This window comes from Streptomyces fructofermentans, assembly GCF_014651055.1.
GTDB classification, from domain to species: domain Bacteria; phylum Actinomycetota; class Actinomycetes; order Streptomycetales; family Streptomycetaceae; genus Streptomyces; species Streptomyces fructofermentans.
This window is the reverse complement of record NZ_BMWD01000003.1, coordinates 165,365-181,580: the sequence shown is the minus strand read 5'-3', so window position 1 is coordinate 181,580 and position 16,216 is coordinate 165,365. Positions and strand designations below refer to the sequence as shown.

Sequence of the window (16,216 nt, the reverse complement as noted above, 5' to 3'; positions counted from 1 at the left end):
ATATGTCGGGAGAGGGCCGGACTCATGACCGAACTGCCTCGGATCATCAGCGTCGACGACCATGTGATCGAGCCCGCGCACCTCTTCGACACCTGGCTGCCGAGGAAGTACCGCGACCGCGGGCCCCGGCCGCTGACCGCGGGGATCGGCGAACTCGCCTACGTGGCCGGCAAGTACCGCATCACGATGGACCCGGACGGGCCGCCCACCGACTGGTGGATCTACGAGGACCTGAAGTTCCCGTACAAGCGGAACATCGCCGCCGTCGGGTTCGACCGGGACGAGATGACCCTGGAGGGCATCACCCGCGCGGAGATGCGCCCGGGATGCTGGGACCCGGCCGAGCGCCTGAAGGACATGGACGCCAACCACGTGGAGGGCTCGCTCTGCTTCCCCACGTTCCCGCGCTTCTGCGGTCAGACGTTCGCCGAGGCGCACGACAAGGAGGTCGCGCTGGCCTGCGTGCGCGCCTACAACGACTTCATGGTCGAGGAGTGGTGCGGCGACAGCGGCGGCCGGCTCATCCCGCTGTGCATCATCCCGCTCTGGGACATCGGGCTCGCGGTCGCCGAGATCAGGCGCAACGCGGCCCGCGGCGTACGGGCGGTGACCTTCTCCGAGATACCCACCCACCTGGGTCTGCCGTCCATCCACTCCGGCTACTGGGACCCGTTCTTCGCCGTCTGCCAGGAGACCGGAACGGTCGTCAACATGCACATCGGGTCGAGCAGCCAGATGCCCGCCGCCTCCCCCGACGCGCCGCCCGCCGTCCAGGCCTCGCTGTCCTTCAACAACGCGATGGCGTCGATGATGGACTTCCTCTTCAGCGGTGTGCTGGTGAAGTTCCCGACCCTCAAACTCGCCTACTCCGAGGGGCAGATGGGCTGGATACCGTACGCCCTGGAACGCGCCGACGACGTCTGGGCGGAGCACCGCGCCTGGGGCGGCGTGCGGGACCTGATCCCCGAGCCGCCCTCCACGTACTACTACCGGCAGATCTTCTGCTGCTTCTTCCGCGACAAGCACGGGGTCGCGTCCCTCGACGTGGTGGGCAGGGACAACGCGACCTTCGAGACCGACTACCCGCACGTCGACTCGACCTTCCCGCACACCAAGGAGGTCGCCCTCGACCACGTGAAGGGCCTCGACGACGAGACCGTCTACAAGCTGATGCGCGGCAACGCCATCCGCATGCTGGACCTGGACCTGGACAAGTAGCCGGCGCATGGACCTCACGTACACGGCCGAGGAGGAGGAGTTCCGGGCCCGGCTGCGGCGGTGGCTCGCCCGCGCGCTTCCCGCGCTGCCGCCGCGACCGTCCCCGGACGACTGGCCCGGCCGCCGCGCGTACGACCTCGGCTGGCAGCGGATGCTGCACGACGCCGGGTACGCGGGACTGCACTGGCCCGTGGACGCGGGGGGCCGCGGGGCCACCCCGACCCAGCACCTGATCTTCCTGGAGGAGACGGAGCGGGCGGGCGCCCCCTACGTGGGCGCCAACTTCGTCGGACTGCTGCACGCCGGGCCCACCATCGCCGCCGAGGGGACCGCCGCGCAGCGCGCCCGCTGGCTGCCGCCCGTGCTCAGGGGCGAGGAGGTCTGGTGCCAGGGGTTCAGCGAGCCCGGCGCCGGTTCCGACCTCGCGGCGCTGCGCACCCGCGCACGGCGCGACGGCGACGACTACGTGGTGAGCGGGTCCAAGATCTGGACCTCCCACGCGGAGGTCGCCGACTGGTGCGAACTGCTGGTGCGGACCGACGCGGAGGCGCCCAGGCACAAGGGGATCTCCTGGCTCGCGATGCCGATGGACGCCCCGGGGATCACGGTGCGCCCCCTGCGCACGCTCGCGGGGTCGACGGAGTTCGCCGAGGTCTTCCTCGACGACGTTCGCGTGCCCGTCGCCAACCGGGTCGGCGCCGAGAACGACGGCTGGCGCGTGACCATGGTGACCCTCTCCTTCGAGCGCGGCACCGCCTTCGTGGGCGAGGTGGTGGCCTGCCGCCGCGTGCTCGGGGAGCTCGCCCGCGCCGCCCGGGAGAACGGGCGCTGGGACGACGCCGTGCTGCGCCGGCGGCTCGGGCGCCTCAACGCCGAGTTCCGCGCGCTGTGGCGGCTCACGCAGTGGAACGTCAGCGAGTCGGCGCGGACCGGCGGGGTCCCGGGCGTGGGCGGCTCGGTCTTCAAGCTGAGGTACTCCCAGGCCCGCCAGTCGCTGTACGACGCCGCCGCCGAGGTACTGGGCGCGGCGGCTCTCGAACTGTCGGCCGAATGGACCCTGGACCGGCTGTCGTCCCTCTCCTACACCATCGCGGCCGGCACCTCGCAGATCCAGCGGAACATCGTGGCCGAGCGCATCCTCGGCCTCCCGAAGGGCCGGTGAAGGGATGGACTTCCAACTCACCGACGACCAGCGAGCGTTGCGCCGGGGCATGCGGGAGCTGCTCGGCCGCCGCTTCGGGCGGGAGCGGCTGCGGGCCGCCGCGGACCGGCCCCGCACCCCGGAGGGCCGCGAGACGCCGCCCGCGCTCGACCGCGGGCTGTGGCGGGACCTGGGGGACGCGGGCTTCTTCGCGCTGCGCCTCCCGGAGGCTGCGGGCGGGGTCGGACTCGGGCTGGCCGAAGCGGTGTTGGTCTTCGAGGAGGCGGGCAGGGCCCTGCTGCCCGGCCCCCTCGTGGCCACGCACCTGGCGGCCGGCGAGGTGCCCGGGGCGGCCACCGGCGAATGTGTCGTCGCGGCCGCGGACGGCGCACTCGTCGAGTGGATGGACGCGGCGGACGTCGTACGCGGGGACGTGGCGGGAGCCGTGGCGATGCGGTCGGCGGACCCGCTGACTCCGCTGCACCGGCTGCCCCGGGCCGTTCCCGCCGACCCCGTGGCCGCCCTGCTGAGCGCCGCCGAGCAGCTCGGCTCGGCGGGCCGCACCCTCGATCTCGCGGTGCAACACGCCCGGACCCGTGAGCAGTTCGGGCAGCCGATCGGGGCCTTCCAGGCGGTGAAACACCTGTGCTCGGAGATGCTGGTGCGGTCGGAGTTGGCCCGGGTCGCGGTCTACGCGGCCGCCGTCACGGCCGATCCGCTCGACATCGCGGCGGCCGGGCTGCTGGCCGACGAGGCCGCGGAACAGGGTGCCCGCGACTGCCTCCAGGTGCACGGGGGCATGGGTTTCACATGGGAGTCGGAAGTGCACCTCCACCTCAAACGGGCCTGGTTGCGGGCCCGTCGCGGTCGGAGCGCGGCCGAGGCGGAGGAGGCCCTCGCGGCGGACGCGGCGGCCGCCCCGGCGGGAGTTCCGGACTGAACGGACCACGGCGGACTGTCGCCGATCGTGGCATCCGGAAAAGGGACCACGCGGGCGGATGTCACGGAACGTGGCATACCGGAATTACCGAGCGTTGATATCGGGTTGTGTCCTACGCGTGACTCGTCACGGCCTGGAGTCGGCGCCCCGCTCCGGTACCTTGTGTGGGATGCGAGTGGTTCTGAGGCCGGGCCATCACGGTGTTGCCCCCGGGGCAGCCCCGGATCCGGCGATGCGCGCCGCTCGCGGGGCGGGACGAAGGTCCGGGCCCGCCTGTTCGACTCCCCGATGCGAGCGTCGCACAGTATGCCGCACGCGTACTCCTTCGCGCTGGAATATGCCCGAAGCGCTTGTTGGGGTGACTGTACGTCAACCATGCTGTCTCTCATGGGGATCACGTTCCGTGAACCCTTCTCTGACCACGATCGTGGCGCTTGCGAGGCGCGAGGCGATGTGTCCGCCGGTTCGGATGGTGTGAGCGGTGCAGGTGCTTCAAGTGCAGCTGGAGATCCGGCCCGACCCCGCAGAAGTGGGGCGTGCCCGGCGATGGGCCCGTTCCCGACTGGCCGGGTCGGGGATACAAGCCGATGAACCGCTCGCCGAGACGCTGATCCTGCTGGTCTCCGAGCTGGTCACCAACGCCGTCGTGCACACCGGCCGGCCGGCCGTGCTGCGTCTGACGCTGCCCGTGCTGGTGGCCGGGGTCCGGCACCCGGGGGAGTCCGTCGCCACCGTCCGCATGGAGGTCGTCGACGGCAGCGCCAGGCCGCCGCGGCCGCGGTGCGCGGACGGCGACGAGACCAACGGCCGGGGCCTCGCCCTCGTCGACGGGCTCGCCGACCGCTGGGGCTGGACCTCCGAGGGCGCGGGCAAGCGCATCTGGTGCGAGGTGGACCGATGTTCGGCCGGCAACACCGCGGCGGCCGCCCGGGACACGGCTCCGTCCGCGTACGGGGATCTGGCGTACGAGGCCGTCTGAGCGCCGTCGGCCCCCACTGCTCCCGAGCGGCGGGCGGCCCCCGTTCCGTGCGCCCGCACGGCGCGTGGCGCCCGGCCCCGCCCGTCCCGCGGTCCTGCCCGGCCGCGGTCGGCGCCGGTCCGCGGTCCGGTCCAGCCCGGCCGTGATGCACTCCGGTCCGCGGTCCGGTCCGCGGCTTCGTACGTCCTCCGGTCCTGTCCGTCTCCGGTCCTGCGCGTCTCCGGCCTTGCGTGTCTCCGGTCCTGTCCGTCTCCGCTTCCGTGCGTCCCTGGTCCGGCCGCCCTCCGATCCGTGTGCGCCTCGCCTTCTCGCTCCGGCCGCCCTGCCCTCCGTCGGGTTCGTCGACTGCCGGGTGCCGACCCGTCGGCTCCCGTCCGGCGCCCGACCCCGGCTCTCCGAGTGGGGCGTTGGTGCACGGCGCCGCGATTCCGGGCGCCCGGTGCGCCGGGGTGTGCTTCCACCGGTCCGGTCGCAAAAGGTGTGAAAGCCGCTAATCCCCGAACGGGTGTTGACGCGGCCTGTCCGTTTGATCACGCTTGTGGCAGCGAGTCGCCGCGAGGGGACGGCGAGGGCTCCGGTGACGGGAGCCCTCGGCGAGGGCGGGTCGCGATTCGGCGCCGCCGCCCGGGGGGCAGGAGCGGGACGGGCGCGCCGGAGCCGGATGGCGGCGCGCGATGCCGTGCTCGGGGCGCGCAGCGCCGCGCCGCCACCCGACCGTCAGTGCCCGCGGTCCCGTGGGAGTGCGTCGCCCGACCACCGTCCCCGGGGGCGCCGGACTCCGTCCTCACGCCCCTTTCGCGCCCTTTGCGCCCCTCGCGGCGTCAGAGGATCGCGACGGGTGCCACCGGGGTGCCCGTGCCGCCGGTGAACGGTTCGGGCATCGCCGACAGCAGGAACGTATGGCGGCCAAGTTCTCCACAGGCTGTGGACAACTCTTCGAGGTTCCAGTTCTGGCCCTGGAGCATGCCCATCTCGACGAGGTCGAGGGCGTGCACGGGCAGCCACAGGTCCTCGATCTCCGGCGGGAAGATCTCGAAGGTGAGCGTGTCGTTCGCGACCGCCGCTGCATCGCGCGCGTGGAACCACTCCGGGGTCCGCACGGACAGGCCGGGCGACGGGAACGCGTACGCGTGGTTGTCCCCCGCCAGATGGAGCTGGACCTGGCCGGTCCGGACGAGGACGACGTCGCCGGGGCGGACCGTCGCGCCCGCCAGTTCCTCGGCCGCCTCCAGGTCCTCCGGGGTCACCGCGTGGCCGCTGTCCAGGCGGTCCCTGCCGAGCGCGCGGGCCACGTCCAGGAGGATGCCGCGCGACACGATGTGCCGTGGCTTGTCGATGCCGGCGAACTGCGCGCCCCCGTGCGCCGTGACGGTGGTGGCCGGTCGGCCGTTGTAGATCCGGCCCGAGTGCGACACGTGGGGCAGCGCGTCCCAGTGGGTGGCGGCCTGCAGGCCCATCGTCACGGCGTCGTCGCTGCACGCCACCGTGCCGGGGCCGAACAGTTCCTGGTTGATCTGCACCATCGTGTGCAGGGGGTTGACCCGCCCCGGGATCATCCCGGTCTGCACGCCGTCCTGCCGCAGCGGCAGCGCCAGCGGGACACGGCGGCCGTGGCGGACGGTCGCGGCCGCCTCCCGCACCACCTCGTCGGTGATCAGGTTCAGTGTGCCGATCTCGTCGTCGGCGCCCCAACGCCCCCAGTTGTTCACGCGCTTGGCGATCTCGTGGAACTCGTCCGGCAGTGACACGGGTCCTCCCCGGGGCTTGTCTCCAGGTATCCGGCGGGTCGTAGAATCCAAGGAGAATCTAACGGACCGTCAGAAACTGCGGGAAGGGGCCGGGGCGTGGGGAACTTCTTGGCAGACAAGGTCGTCGCCGTGACCGGGGCTGGCCGGGGCATCGGACGGGCCGTCGCGCTGGCGGCCGCCGCCGAGGGGGCGCGGGTCGTCGTCAACGACTACGGCGTCTCGATCGAGGGCGCGCAGCCGACCAGTTCGGTGGCCGACGCCGTGGTCAAGGAGATCGGCGCGGCCGGCGGGGAGGCGGTCGCGGTCGCCGACGACATCTCGACGATGGAGGGCGGCCTGCGGGTCGTCGACACGGCCCTGGAGGCGTACGGGCGGCTCGACGGGGTCGTGTGCGTGGCGGGCATCCTGCGCGAGCGGATGCTGTTCAACATGACCGAGCAGGAGTGGGACCCGGTCCTCGCCACCCATCTCAAGGGGACGTTCACGGTGTTCCGGGCCGCCTCGGCGGTCATGCGCAGGCAGGGCACCGGAACCCTGGTCGGCTTCACCAGCGGCAACCACCAGGGGTCCGTCTCGCAGGCCAACTACAGCGCGGCGAAGGGCGGGATCATCTCGCTCGTGCGCAGCGCGGCGCTCGGCCTGCACAAGTACGGGGTCACGGCGAACGCCGTCGCGCCGGTCGCCCGTACCCGCATGTCGGCCAACGTGCCCATGGAGCTCAAGGAGATCGGCGAACCCGAGGACGTGGCAGCGCTGGTGGTCTACCTGCTGTCGGAGCGGGCCCGCGCGGAGCGGATCACCGGGCAGGTCTACACGATCGCGGGCCCGAAGATCGCGGTGTGGGCCCAGCCGAGGGAACTGCGCGCCGGGTACGCGGAGGGCTCCTGGACGCCGGAGCGCATCGCGGACTTCCTGCCCGGGACCGTCGGAACCGATCCGATGCCACTGCTTGAGCAGGTGGCCGCGATGGAGCGGGCGGCGCGCGCCCGGTCGGCGGGCGGCACGTGAGCGCGTGAACCCCCGCCCCGGGGGCGGACGGTGGTGCACTCCTCCGTGAGGGAGGCGTGGACACCGGGCCGCCACGACGGGGCGGGGGACGGGGTCGCCGTGCGCCGTCGCGGCGGTCCGGCGGGTGCGGGAGGGGGCGGTCGGCCGTGCGCCGGTCCGCGGACCTACGGGCGCGGTGGTGGACGGAGACGACATGGAGTTCGGGTTCACGTCGGGGGACGAGGAGTTCCGGGCGCAGGCGCGGGAGTGGCTGGCCGAGCACGTGCCGGCCGCCGGGAACCGCAGGGAATGGGAGCGCACGCTCGGAAAGGCCGGCTGGACGGGCCTCGGCTGGTCGGAGGGCGGCTACGGCAACCGGCCGGTCGGACTCACCAGGCAGGTGGTCTGGGCCGAGGAGTACGCGCGCTCCGGGGCGCCGGCGCGCTGCGGGCACATCGGCGAGAACCTGCTGGCCCCCACGCTCCTGGCCCACGGCAGTACGGAGCAGAAGTCCCGTTTCCTGCCGCCGATCGCCGCCGGTGACGAGTTGTGGTGCCAGGGCTACAGCGAACCCGGGGCGGGCTCCGACCTCGCCGGTGTCCGCACGGCGGCGGTGCGGGACGGCGACGCGTACCGGATCAGCGGGCAGAAGATCTGGACGTCGCTCGCCCACGAGGCGGACTGGTGCTTCGTGCTCGCCCGCACCGGGGCCGGTTCGGCCCGCCACCACGGACTGAGCCTCCTGCTCGTCCCGATGGACCAGCCGGGCCGGATCGACGTCCGTCCGATCCGCCAGATGACGGGCACCAGCGACTTCAACGAGGTCTTCTTCGACGGGGCGCACGCGCGCGTGGAGCACGTCGTCGGAGGCGAGGGCGACGGCTGGCGGGTCGCCATGAGCCTGCTCGGCTTCGAGCGGGGCGTCTCCACCCTCGCCCAGCAGATCGGCTTCGCGGCGGAACTCGGGCGGGTGGTCGCGGCGGCCGTGGAGACCGGCGCGGCCGAGGACCCGGTCGTCCGGGAGGGCCTGGTGCGCCAGTGGGCGGAACTGCGCGTCATGCGGTGGAACGCGCTGCGCACACTCGGCGGCCCGGCGGACACGGGCGCCCCCAGCGTGGCCAAGCTGCTGTGGGGCCGCTGGCACCAGAGTCTCGGCGAACTGGCCGTGCGGGTGCGGGGGGCGGGGGCGGCGGTCGGCCCCGCGGACTGGACGCCGGCGGCCCCGTACGAACTGGACCCGTTCCAGCACCTGTTCCTCTTCAGCCGGGCCGACACCGTCTACGGCGGCTCCGACGAGATCCAGCGCACGATCATCGCCGAGCGGGTGCTCGGCCTTCCCAGAGAACCGAAGGGCTGAGGTGGGCGCGATGCGGGGTGTGGTCTTCGACGGCAGGCAGACCCGGGTGGTGGACGACCTGGAGGTCCGGGACCCGGGCCCCGGCGAGGTACTGGTGGCGGTCGCGGCGGCCGGACTGTGCCACAGCGACCTCTCGGTGGTGGACGGGACCATTCCGTTCCCGGTCCCCGTGGTGCTCGGCCACGAGGGCGCGGGGGTGGTCGAGGCGGTCGGCGCGGGAGTCGCCCACGTCGGGCCGGGGGACCACGTGGCCCTGTCCACGCTGGCGAACTGCGGCGCCTGCGCGGACTGCGACCGGGGGCGTCCGACCATGTGCCGCACGGCCATCGGGCGGCCGGGGCGGCCCTTCTCGCGCGAGGGGCGGCCGCTGTACCAGTTCGCGTCCAACTCGGCGTTCGCGGAGCGCACGGTCGTCAAGGCCGTGCAGGCGGTACGCATCCCCGAGGACATCCCGATGGCCTCCGCCGCGCTGATCGGCTGCGGGGTGCTGACCGGGGTCGGCGCCGTGCTGAACCGTGCGCGGGTGGACCGCGGGGAGAGCGTCGTCGTCATCGGCACCGGCGGGATCGGGCTCAACGTGATCCAGGGAGCGCGGCTCGCGGGCGCCTCGACGGTCGTCGCGGTGGACGCCAACCCGGCCAAGGAGGCGGCGGCGCGGCGGTTCGGGGCGAGCCACTTCCTCACGTCCTCGGAGGGCGTACGGGACATCCTGCGGACCGGCGCGGACCACGTCTTCGAGTGCGTGGGGCGGGTGGAACTCGTCCGGCAGGCGATCGACCTGCTCGACCGCCACGGGCAGGCGGTGCTGCTGGGGGTGCCGCCCTCGACCGCCGAGGCGTCCTTCCTGGTCTCGTCGATGTACCTGGACAAGTCGATCCTGGGGTGCCGGTACGGGTCCTCCCGGCCGCAGCGGGACATCGCGCTGTACGCGGAGCTGTACCGCGAGGGGCGGCTGCTGCTCGACGAACTGGTGACGCAGACGTATCCCGTCGAGGACTTCGAGAAGGCCGCGGCGGACGCGCACGCGGGAAGGGTCGCGCGGGCGGTGCTGATGTTCTGAGCGTGCGGGTGCCGGTGCCGGTGCCGGTGCCGGTGCCGGTGCCGGTGCGGGTGCCGGTGCGGGTGCGGGGTGACCGGGTGCTGGGGTGAACGGGGGCGCGAGGGCGCCCGGTGCGCGGGGGCGTCGGCGGGCGGCCGGGAGTTGTCCACAGGTCGGGAAACCCGCTGGGGCGTTGTCCGCGGCTTCCCATAATGTCGTCGGCATGACGTATCGCGATGTCGCGTCCAAGCAGGTGCTGACCTGGTCGTTGACGGCCGTCGGTGCCCGGTTGCCGGTGGCCCTGGCACCCCTCGCCGTGGTGTTCCTCGTGCGGGAGCGCCCCGGCGGCTACACGCTGGGCGCGGTCCTCGCGGCGGTGTACGTGATCGGTGAGATCGTGGGCGCACCGCTGCTCGGGATGCGGATGCGTCCCGAGCGGGTCAGGCCCCAGCTCGCCGCAGGTCTGGTGGCGGGGGCGGCGGGCTTCGCGGGGCTCGGCGCGCTGCCGCACGCGCACCCGCTGGTCCTGGGCGCGTTCGCGTTCCTCGCGGGCGCGGCCCCCGCGGCCGCGCCGGGAGCGATGCGCGCCCTGCTGACGGGTCTGGTCCCCGAGCGGTCCGTCACGCAGGCCCTGTCGTTCGAGTCGGTGCTGAACTCCGGGATATGGGCCCTGTCCCCGGCCGTCGTCACCGGTCTCGCGCTCGGAGTCGCCCCCCGGGTGCCGCTGCTGCTGGCCGCCGCGCTGATGGCGGCCTCGGTCGGCGGGCTGTGGGCGCTGCCGGTGGGCCGGCCCGCGGACGAGACCGACCGCGGCGGCGCGTCCATGGCACGCATCATGGCCCGGGCCTGGCCGGTGTACGTGACGGGTGCCGCCAGCCTCTCCCTGCTCGCCCTCGCCGAACTCGTGCTGCCCGCGCTCCTGGAGCAGCGCGGCACGGGGGTCGGCTGGGCGGGGCCGCTGCTCGCCGGGTTCTCCCTGGGCTCGGTGGTCGGGGCGTTCGTCTACGGGCTGCGCACCTGGCCCGGGCGGCTGCACACGCGCGGCCTGGTGCTGATGACCGGGGTCTCGGCCTGTGTGGCCCTGGTCGCGCTGATACCCGACACCGCCTGGATGGCCGGGGCCCTGGTCGCCGCGGGTGTCCTCCAGGCCTGTGTGATGCTCACCCGGAACCTCTCTCTGCGCGAGGCCCTCCCGGCGAGCGCGCTGGCCGCGGGCTACTCGGTCATGTACGCGGCCGTGGGCGCCGGTTACGCGGTGACGGGGTCGTTCGCGGGCGCCATGCTCCAGGTCGTCGCGCCGTCCACGGCGGTCCTCGCCGGCGTCGGGCTCACGATGACGCTGGCGCTGATCGGCGCGTGGGGCGAGCGGCGACGGACCTCGCAGCGATGGGCGCCGGGGGAGCGGGTGCCGGACGAGAAGCCGTCGACCGGGGAGGCGTCGGGGGCGCGGGCGGCGGTGGAGGAGCGCTCGGCCGGGGTGCCGCGGCCGGCGGTCGAACAGGGCTCAGCGGTCGACGGCTGACCGGACGCCGTCCGCTCCGGCGCCGTCCGATCCGATGCCGTCCGATCCGATGCCGTCCGAGCGGAACGTCCGGCGGTACGCGCTCGGCGTGACCCCGAGTGCCGCCTGCAGATGCTGGCGCATCGACTGGGCCGTGCCGAAGCCCGAGTCCCGGGCGACCTGGTCGATGGAGGAGCCGGTGGACTCCAGGAGGTGGCGGGCGCGTTCGACGCGCTGCTGGGTGATCCACTGACCGGGGCTGACGCCGGCCTCCTCGCGGAAGCGCCGGGTGAAGGTGCGGACCGACATCGACTCCTGCTCGGCCATGTCCCGCAGCTGGATCGGCTCGTGCAGCCGGCCCAGTGCCCAGGCGCGGGCGGCCGTCGTGGTGGCCGCCCGGGGCTCGGGGACCGGACGGTGGATGTACTGCGCCTGGCCGCCGTCGCGGTGCGGGGGCACGACGGTGCGCCGGGCCACGTCGTTCGCGACGGCGGTGCCGTGGTCGCGCCGCACGATGTGCAGGCACAGGTCGATGCCGGCGGCGACACCGGCCGAGGTGAGGAGGTCGCCGTCGTCCACGAACAGTACGTCCGCGTCGACCCGCACCTTGGGGAAGAGCCGCTGGAAGTGCTCGGCGGAGGCCCAGTGCGTGGTGGCCGGACGGCCGTCGAGGCGACCCGCGGCGGCGAGCACGTAGCCGCCCGTGCAGATGGCGACGAGCCGGGTGCCGGGCCTGATGTGGGCGAGCGCGGCGGCCAGTTCGTCGGTGAGCACGCCCTCGTCGTGGACGGGGCCGAGTTCGTACGAGGCCGGGACGACGACCGTGTCGGCGGTCGCCAGTGCCTCCGGGCCGTTCGCGACGAGCACGGCGAAGTCGGCGTCCGTGGCCACCGGGCCCGGTGGCCGGATCGAGCAGGTGACCACCTCGTACAGCCTGCGGCCCTCGGAGTCGCGGGCCAGGCCGAAGATGCGCTGCGGGATGCCCAGCTCGAAGGGGAGGATTCCGTCCAGGGCGAGTACGACGACGCGGTGTCCGCGGGACGGTGCGTTCGAGGCCATGGCCCGATCCTAGCGAATGCTGTCCTGCTGGCCACTCGTTCCGGAGCGTCGCAGGCCGGAAGCTCTATGACGTGACACAGACAAACCACGCCGCGTCCGACGCGGGAGCCGCACAGGACCCGGGGACCGTGCCGGACGCGGAGGCTGCGGAGGCCCCGGGAGCCGTCCGGGACGCGAGCAGCGCGCGGGAGCCGCAGGACGTCCGGGAGCCGGAGGACGTCCGGGAGCCGCAGGACGTCCGGGAGCCGCAGGCCGGGCGGCGCCGTGTCCGAGTGCACCGGGCCTGGTTCGTGGCGGCCGTGACCTTCGTGACGATCGTCGGAGCCGCGGCCTTCCGCTCCCTGCCGGGTCTGCTGATCGACCCGCTGCACGAGGAGTTCGACTGGTCGCGGGGCACGATCGGCCTCGCCGTCTCGGTCAACCTCGCGCTGTACGGGCTCACGGCACCGTTCGCCGCCGCGCTGATGGACCGGTTCGGCATCCGCCGGGTCGTCGCGCTGGCCCTGGTGGTGATCTCGCTCGGCGCGGGCGCGACGGTGTGGATGACGTCCGCGTGGCAGCTCCTGCTCTGCTGGGGGCTGCTGGTCGGCCTCGGTTCCGGCTCGATGGCGCTGGCGTTCGCCGCGACCGTCACCAACCGCTGGTTCACCGAGCGGCGCGGCCTGGTCACGGGCATCCTCACGGCGGCCTCGGCCTCCGGCCAGCTCGTCTTCCTGCCCCTGCTCTCCTGGATCGTCTCCGAGCACGACTGGCGTCCGGCCGCGGTGACGGTCTCCCTCGCCGCGCTGGCCGTCGTCCCGTTCGTCTGGCTGCTGCTGCGCGACCACCCTGCGGACGTGGGCCTGAAGCCCTACGGGTCCGCCGAGTTCGTCGAGAAGCCGGCGCCCGTTCCCGGTGCCGCGCGCCGGGCGGTGAAGGTGCTGCTGTCGGCGGCCCGTACCGGCCCGTTCTGGCTGCTGGCCGGCACGTTCGCGATCTGCGGGGCCTCCACGAACGGCCTGATCCAGACCCACTTCGTGCCGGCCGCCCACGACCACGGCATGCCGATCACGGCGGCCGCCTCGCTCCTCGCGGTCATCGGGGTCTTCGACGTCGTCGGCACGATCGCCTCGGGCTGGTTCACGGACCGCTTCGAGGCGCGCCGGCTGCTCGCCGTGTACTACGCCCTGCGCGGGGTCTCGCTGCTGTTCCTGCCGATGCTGCTCGCGCCCGACGTACGCCCGCCGATGATCTTCTTCATCGTCTTCTACGGCCTCGACTGGGTGGCCACGGTCCCGCCCACGCTGGCGCTGTGCCGGGAGCAGTACGGCGAGGACAGCGCCATCGTCTTCGGCTGGGTCCTCGCCTCGCACCAGATCGGCGCGGCCCTGGTGGCCTTCCTCGGCGGCGTCGCACGCGACGCCTTCGGCTCGTACGACGTGATGTGGTACGCGTCCGGCGCGCTGTGCGCCGCGGCGGCGCTGATGGCGCTGGTGATCCGGCGGCGCCCCGTGCCGCGAAACGTGCCGACCGCGGCCTGACCCGATCCCGACGGGCGGGCCGCCCGTCGAACGGGCCCGGCCGGCAGGGGGAACCGTCGTTTCCGGGGGCGGCCCTTCCCTGGTACGGACGTGGGGTCCCGTTGATGGGGGCGGCCGGTGCCCGGCCGCTCCACGGACCGGCCGACACCCGCGCGGCCGGGTGTCCTCGCGGCCGGCGGTCAGCCCGTGAAGCGGCCGAACCGCCCCCGGTGGAACAGCAGGGGCGCGTCGTCGCCGCCGGAGGCGCCGAAGGCCTCCACCCGGCCCACCACGATCAGATGGTCGCCGCCCGTGTGGACGGCGTGGATCGCGCAGTCGATCCAGGCGGTGGCCCCCGCGAGCCGCGGTGAGCCGGAGACGGGGGACGGTTCGTGGGCGACGCCGGCGAACTTGTCCGAACCGCTGACCGCGAACCCCCGGCACAGGTCCCCCTGGTGCGCGCCCAGGACGTTCACGCAGAAGACGCCGGCGCGGGCGATGCGCGGCCAGGTGGTGGACGTACGGGCGACCATGAACGCGATCAGCGGCGGATCGAGGGACAGGGAGCAGAAGGACTGGCAGGCGAAACCCGCGGGTCCGGCGGGGAACGTGCCGCCGTCACGGGCGTTCCCGGATTCCACCGCGGGGGCCGTCACGACCGTCACGCCCGTCGCGAAGTGCCCGAGGACGCGCCGGAACTCGAGCGGGTCGACCGGGGCGCGTTCGTCGTCGCCCACCGCCCGCAGGTCCGGGCGCGGCAGCGGTTCGACGGTGCCCCCGGCTTCCGGGGCCCCGGCCGACCTCAGGTAGCGGACGGCCGCGGCGGCCATCCCTGCGTGTCCCATCACACCGCCATTGAAGCTGACGGGTCGTCAGATGGGAAGGGGTGGCCGGGACCTGCTTCGAAGGCCCCGCGGGCCCCGGAGTATGTTGCGGGCCATGGGGTGGGTGGACACGGGACCGGTGGGCACGGAGGGACGCCCGCGGGGCGGTGCCGGGTGGAGCGGGGCCGACGTCAACGCGGCCGCCGCCGTCGGAGCGGCGCAGCTGCCCGTCGTCACGTACGTCCTCCTGTCGGTGGTTTCCGACAGCGGCGACTCGTACGGGATCGGCTACGGCGGCGGGCTCGCCGCCCTCGGCTACTTGTGCGTGATGGTCTTCTCGCCCCCCGTCTTCGCCTTCCTGGGACTGGTCCAGGCCGTCGCGCACACCCTGCCCGCGGTCGGCGCGGGACACTTCCTCGCCCGGCGGTTCCGCGGGCCCGAGTGGCTGTGGCGGCTCCTGCCGGTCATGGGCCTCGGCGCGTTCTGGGCGGTTCCGGCGGCGGCGGTCACCGGTGTTCCCCACCCGGTGTGGGTGCTGCTGCTCGGGTGCTCGGCCGCCCTGGCCGCGCTCGGAGTGGTCCACGTCCGCAGGCGCGCGCCGACACCCGGGCGGGCCCTGAGCGCCTGGGGCGTCTGGTTCCGCTCGCCGCTCGTCACCCTCGCCGCGGCCGTCCTCGCGGTCCCCGTCACCTGGGCGGGGTACGCCACCGGGGTCCTCCGGATGTACGAGCCGCCCACCCTGTCCGAGCACCGGCTCACGGCCGAGTGGCGGGGCGGGGGCGGGGCCGTGCTGCGCCTGGGCGCGGACGGCCGGGCGCGGTTCGAGAACCTTCCTTCGCAGACCGGGGCGGAGTCCCCCGGGCGCGACTTCGTGCGGTGCGACGGCGAGGGGACCTGGCGCCTGGACCGCGACGGCGAGTACGACTCGTACCTGGTAGAGGGTCCCGAGGAACGGGACGGGGTCCTCCTCGAACCCGCGGGGCCGTGCGGCGACGACACGTTCTGGACGATCGGCGGCACGCGGGGGAGTCCCGAACTGTTCGTCCTGTTCGGCGACCCCGACGCGGGGGACCTGCGGACGCTGACCCGGCGCTGAGCCGGCCGGACCCGCCGGGAGCGCGGTTCAGCGGCCGTGGAATCCGGGTGCCCGGCGTTCGACGAAGGCCCGCACCCCGTCCCGCGCGTCCGCCGTCGTCATGGTGATCTCCTGCGCGGCGGCCTCGGCGGCCAGGGCGGTGGCGCGGTCGGTGTCCAGGGACGCGTTCACGAGCTGCTTGGTGAGGGCGAGGGAACGGGTCGGGCCGGCGGCGAGACGCTCGGCCCAGGAGCGGGCCGTCTTCTCCAACTCGTCGTCCGGTACGACGCGGTTGACGAGCCCCAGGCGTTCCGCGTCCGCGGCGGTCAGCGCGTCGCCGAAGAACATCAGCTCCTTCGCCCGCCGCGGACCGACCAGCCGGGGCAGCAGATAGGCGCCTCCGCCGTCCGGGACCAGCCCCCGGCGGACGAACACCTCGATGAACCTCGCCGAGTCTGCCGCGAGGACCAGGTCGCAGGCGTACGCGAGATGGGCGCCGATGCCCGCCGCCGTGCCGTTGACGGCGGCGACCACCGGCTTCTCGCAGTCGAGGACGGCGGTGATCAGGCGCTGTGCGCCGAGGCGGACGAGCCGGGCGACGTCCCCGGCGACGCGCTCGCCCGCTTCCGGGCCGCCCCGCAGGTCCGCGCCGGCGCAGAAGCCGCGTCCCGTCGCCGTGAGCACGACGGCACGCACGCCGTGGTCGGCGGAGGCCGCGTCGAAGAGTTCGATCAGGTGGTCCCGCTGGCCCGGAGTCAGCGCGTTCATGGCCTCGGGGCGGTTCAGGGTGATCCAGGAGACGTTGCCGTCCACGGTGTGGAGCACCGGGGGCTGCGGGTCCGGGGTGTC

14 protein-coding genes are annotated in these 16,216 nt (G+C 73.9%); 10 read left to right on the top strand and 4 right to left on the bottom strand.

The window, feature by feature from the left end; genetic code table 11:
• Window positions 1-24: 24 nt before the first annotated feature.
• From IE265_RS05735 to IE265_RS05720, 4 genes are all read left to right on the top strand, one after another.
• On the top strand, window positions 25-1,218 hold the full coding sequence (locus IE265_RS05735; RefSeq protein WP_190034248.1) for an amidohydrolase family protein: 1,194 nt from the start codon (window positions 25-27) through the stop codon (window positions 1,216-1,218).
• Between the two features lie 7 nt (window positions 1,219-1,225).
• The gene (locus IE265_RS05730; protein ID WP_190034247.1) at window positions 1,226-2,380 is read left to right on the top strand and encodes an acyl-CoA dehydrogenase family protein; all 1,155 of its coding nucleotides are present in this window, start codon (window positions 1,226-1,228) and stop codon (window positions 2,378-2,380) included.
• 4 nt (window positions 2,381-2,384) lie between these two features.
• A complete protein-coding gene (locus IE265_RS05725; RefSeq protein WP_190034246.1) occupies window positions 2,385-3,299 on the top strand; it encodes an acyl-CoA dehydrogenase family protein in 915 nt (304 codons plus the stop codon).
• 496 nt (window positions 3,300-3,795) lie between these two features.
• On the top strand, window positions 3,796-4,278 hold the full coding sequence (locus tag IE265_RS05720) for an ATP-binding protein (RefSeq protein ID WP_190034458.1): 483 nt from the start codon (window positions 3,796-3,798) through the stop codon (window positions 4,276-4,278).
• A gap of 821 nt (window positions 4,279-5,099) precedes the next feature.
• Here the strand turns inward: IE265_RS05720 and IE265_RS05715 are convergent.
• Window positions 5,100-6,026 carry a cyclase family protein gene (locus IE265_RS05715; protein WP_190034245.1) on the bottom strand — a complete coding sequence of 309 codons (927 nt, stop codon included), beginning with the start codon at window positions 6,024-6,026 and terminating at the stop codon, window positions 5,100-5,102.
• A 96-nt stretch (window positions 6,027-6,122) separates the two neighbouring features.
• On the opposite strand from IE265_RS05715, the gene IE265_RS05710 reads away from it, so the two are divergent.
• The 4 genes from IE265_RS05710 (at window position 6,123) to IE265_RS05695 (ending at window position 10,931) form a co-directional block, all read left to right on the top strand.
• Entirely contained in the window at window positions 6,123-7,034 is a 912-nt protein-coding gene (locus IE265_RS05710; protein WP_190034244.1) for an SDR family NAD(P)-dependent oxidoreductase, read from the top strand.
• A gap of 193 nt (window positions 7,035-7,227) precedes the next feature.
• Window positions 7,228-8,370, top strand: a complete 1,143-nt coding sequence (locus IE265_RS05705) for an acyl-CoA dehydrogenase family protein (protein ID WP_190034243.1) — start codon at window positions 7,228-7,230, stop codon at window positions 8,368-8,370.
• Window positions 8,371-8,380: 10 nt separating this feature from the next.
• Complete coding sequence (locus tag IE265_RS05700; RefSeq protein WP_190034242.1) at window positions 8,381-9,430, top strand: Zn-dependent alcohol dehydrogenase; 1,050 nt, start codon at window positions 8,381-8,383, stop codon at window positions 9,428-9,430.
• A 202-nt stretch (window positions 9,431-9,632) separates the two neighbouring features.
• Window positions 9,633-10,931 (top strand): MFS transporter, encoded by a 1,299-nt coding sequence (locus IE265_RS05695; protein WP_190034241.1) that lies wholly within the window; start codon window positions 9,633-9,635, stop codon window positions 10,929-10,931.
• On the opposite strand, the gene IE265_RS05690 is transcribed toward IE265_RS05695, so the two are convergent.
• The gene (locus IE265_RS05690; RefSeq protein ID WP_190034240.1) at window positions 10,914-11,969 is read right to left on the bottom strand and encodes a GlxA family transcriptional regulator; all 1,056 of its coding nucleotides are present in this window, start codon (window positions 11,967-11,969) and stop codon (window positions 10,914-10,916) included. The two genes, IE265_RS05695 and IE265_RS05690, sit on opposite strands and share 18 nt — an antisense overlap.
• 272 nt (window positions 11,970-12,241) lie before the next feature.
• Here IE265_RS05690 and IE265_RS05685 point away from each other — a divergent pair, with 272 nt between their 5' ends.
• A complete protein-coding gene (locus IE265_RS05685) occupies window positions 12,242-13,489 on the top strand; it encodes an MFS transporter (protein ID WP_190034457.1) in 1,248 nt (415 codons plus the stop codon).
• A 179-nt stretch (window positions 13,490-13,668) separates the two neighbouring features.
• Here IE265_RS05685 and IE265_RS05680 read toward each other — a convergent pair whose 3' ends face one another.
• On the bottom strand, window positions 13,669-14,313 hold the full coding sequence (locus IE265_RS05680; protein WP_190034456.1) for a flavin reductase family protein: 645 nt from the start codon (window positions 14,311-14,313) through the stop codon (window positions 13,669-13,671).
• Window positions 14,314-14,407: 94 nt separating this feature from the next.
• On the opposite strand from IE265_RS05680, the gene IE265_RS05675 reads away from it, so the two are divergent.
• The gene (locus tag IE265_RS05675; protein ID WP_190034239.1) at window positions 14,408-15,388 is read left to right on the top strand and encodes a hypothetical protein; all 981 of its coding nucleotides are present in this window, start codon (window positions 14,408-14,410) and stop codon (window positions 15,386-15,388) included.
• Between the two features lie 27 nt (window positions 15,389-15,415).
• On the opposite strand, the gene IE265_RS05670 is transcribed toward IE265_RS05675, so the two are convergent.
• Entirely contained in the window at window positions 15,416-16,135 is a 720-nt protein-coding gene (locus IE265_RS05670) for an enoyl-CoA hydratase/isomerase family protein (RefSeq protein WP_229916067.1), read from the bottom strand.
• Window positions 16,136-16,216: the final 81 nt, after the last annotated feature.

What these genes read in the sequence shown, in the direction of transcription:
- IE265_RS05670 (WP_229916067.1), bottom strand. Translation starts at nt 16,135, where the DNA reads ATGAACGCGCTGACTCCGGGCCAGCGGGACCACCTGATCGAACTCTTC.
- IE265_RS05680 (WP_190034456.1), bottom strand. Translation starts at nt 14,313, where the DNA reads ATGGGACACGCAGGGATGGCCGCCGCGGCCGTCCGCTACCTGAGGTCG.
- IE265_RS05690 (WP_190034240.1), bottom strand. Translation starts at nt 11,969, where the DNA reads ATGGCCTCGAACGCACCGTCCCGCGGACACCGCGTCGTCGTACTCGCC.
- IE265_RS05695 (WP_190034241.1), top strand. Translation starts at nt 9,633, where the DNA reads ATGACGTATCGCGATGTCGCGTCCAAGCAGGTGCTGACCTGGTCGTTG.
- IE265_RS05675 (WP_190034239.1), top strand. Translation starts at nt 14,408, where the DNA reads ATGGGGTGGGTGGACACGGGACCGGTGGGCACGGAGGGACGCCCGCGG.
- IE265_RS05735 (WP_190034248.1), top strand. Translation starts at nt 25, where the DNA reads ATGACCGAACTGCCTCGGATCATCAGCGTCGACGACCATGTGATCGAG.
- IE265_RS05725 (WP_190034246.1), top strand. Translation starts at nt 2,385, where the DNA reads ATGGACTTCCAACTCACCGACGACCAGCGAGCGTTGCGCCGGGGCATG.
- IE265_RS05730 (WP_190034247.1), top strand. Translation starts at nt 1,226, where the DNA reads ATGGACCTCACGTACACGGCCGAGGAGGAGGAGTTCCGGGCCCGGCTG.
- IE265_RS05705 (WP_190034243.1), top strand. Translation starts at nt 7,228, where the DNA reads ATGGAGTTCGGGTTCACGTCGGGGGACGAGGAGTTCCGGGCGCAGGCG.
- IE265_RS05700 (WP_190034242.1), top strand. Translation starts at nt 8,381, where the DNA reads ATGCGGGGTGTGGTCTTCGACGGCAGGCAGACCCGGGTGGTGGACGAC.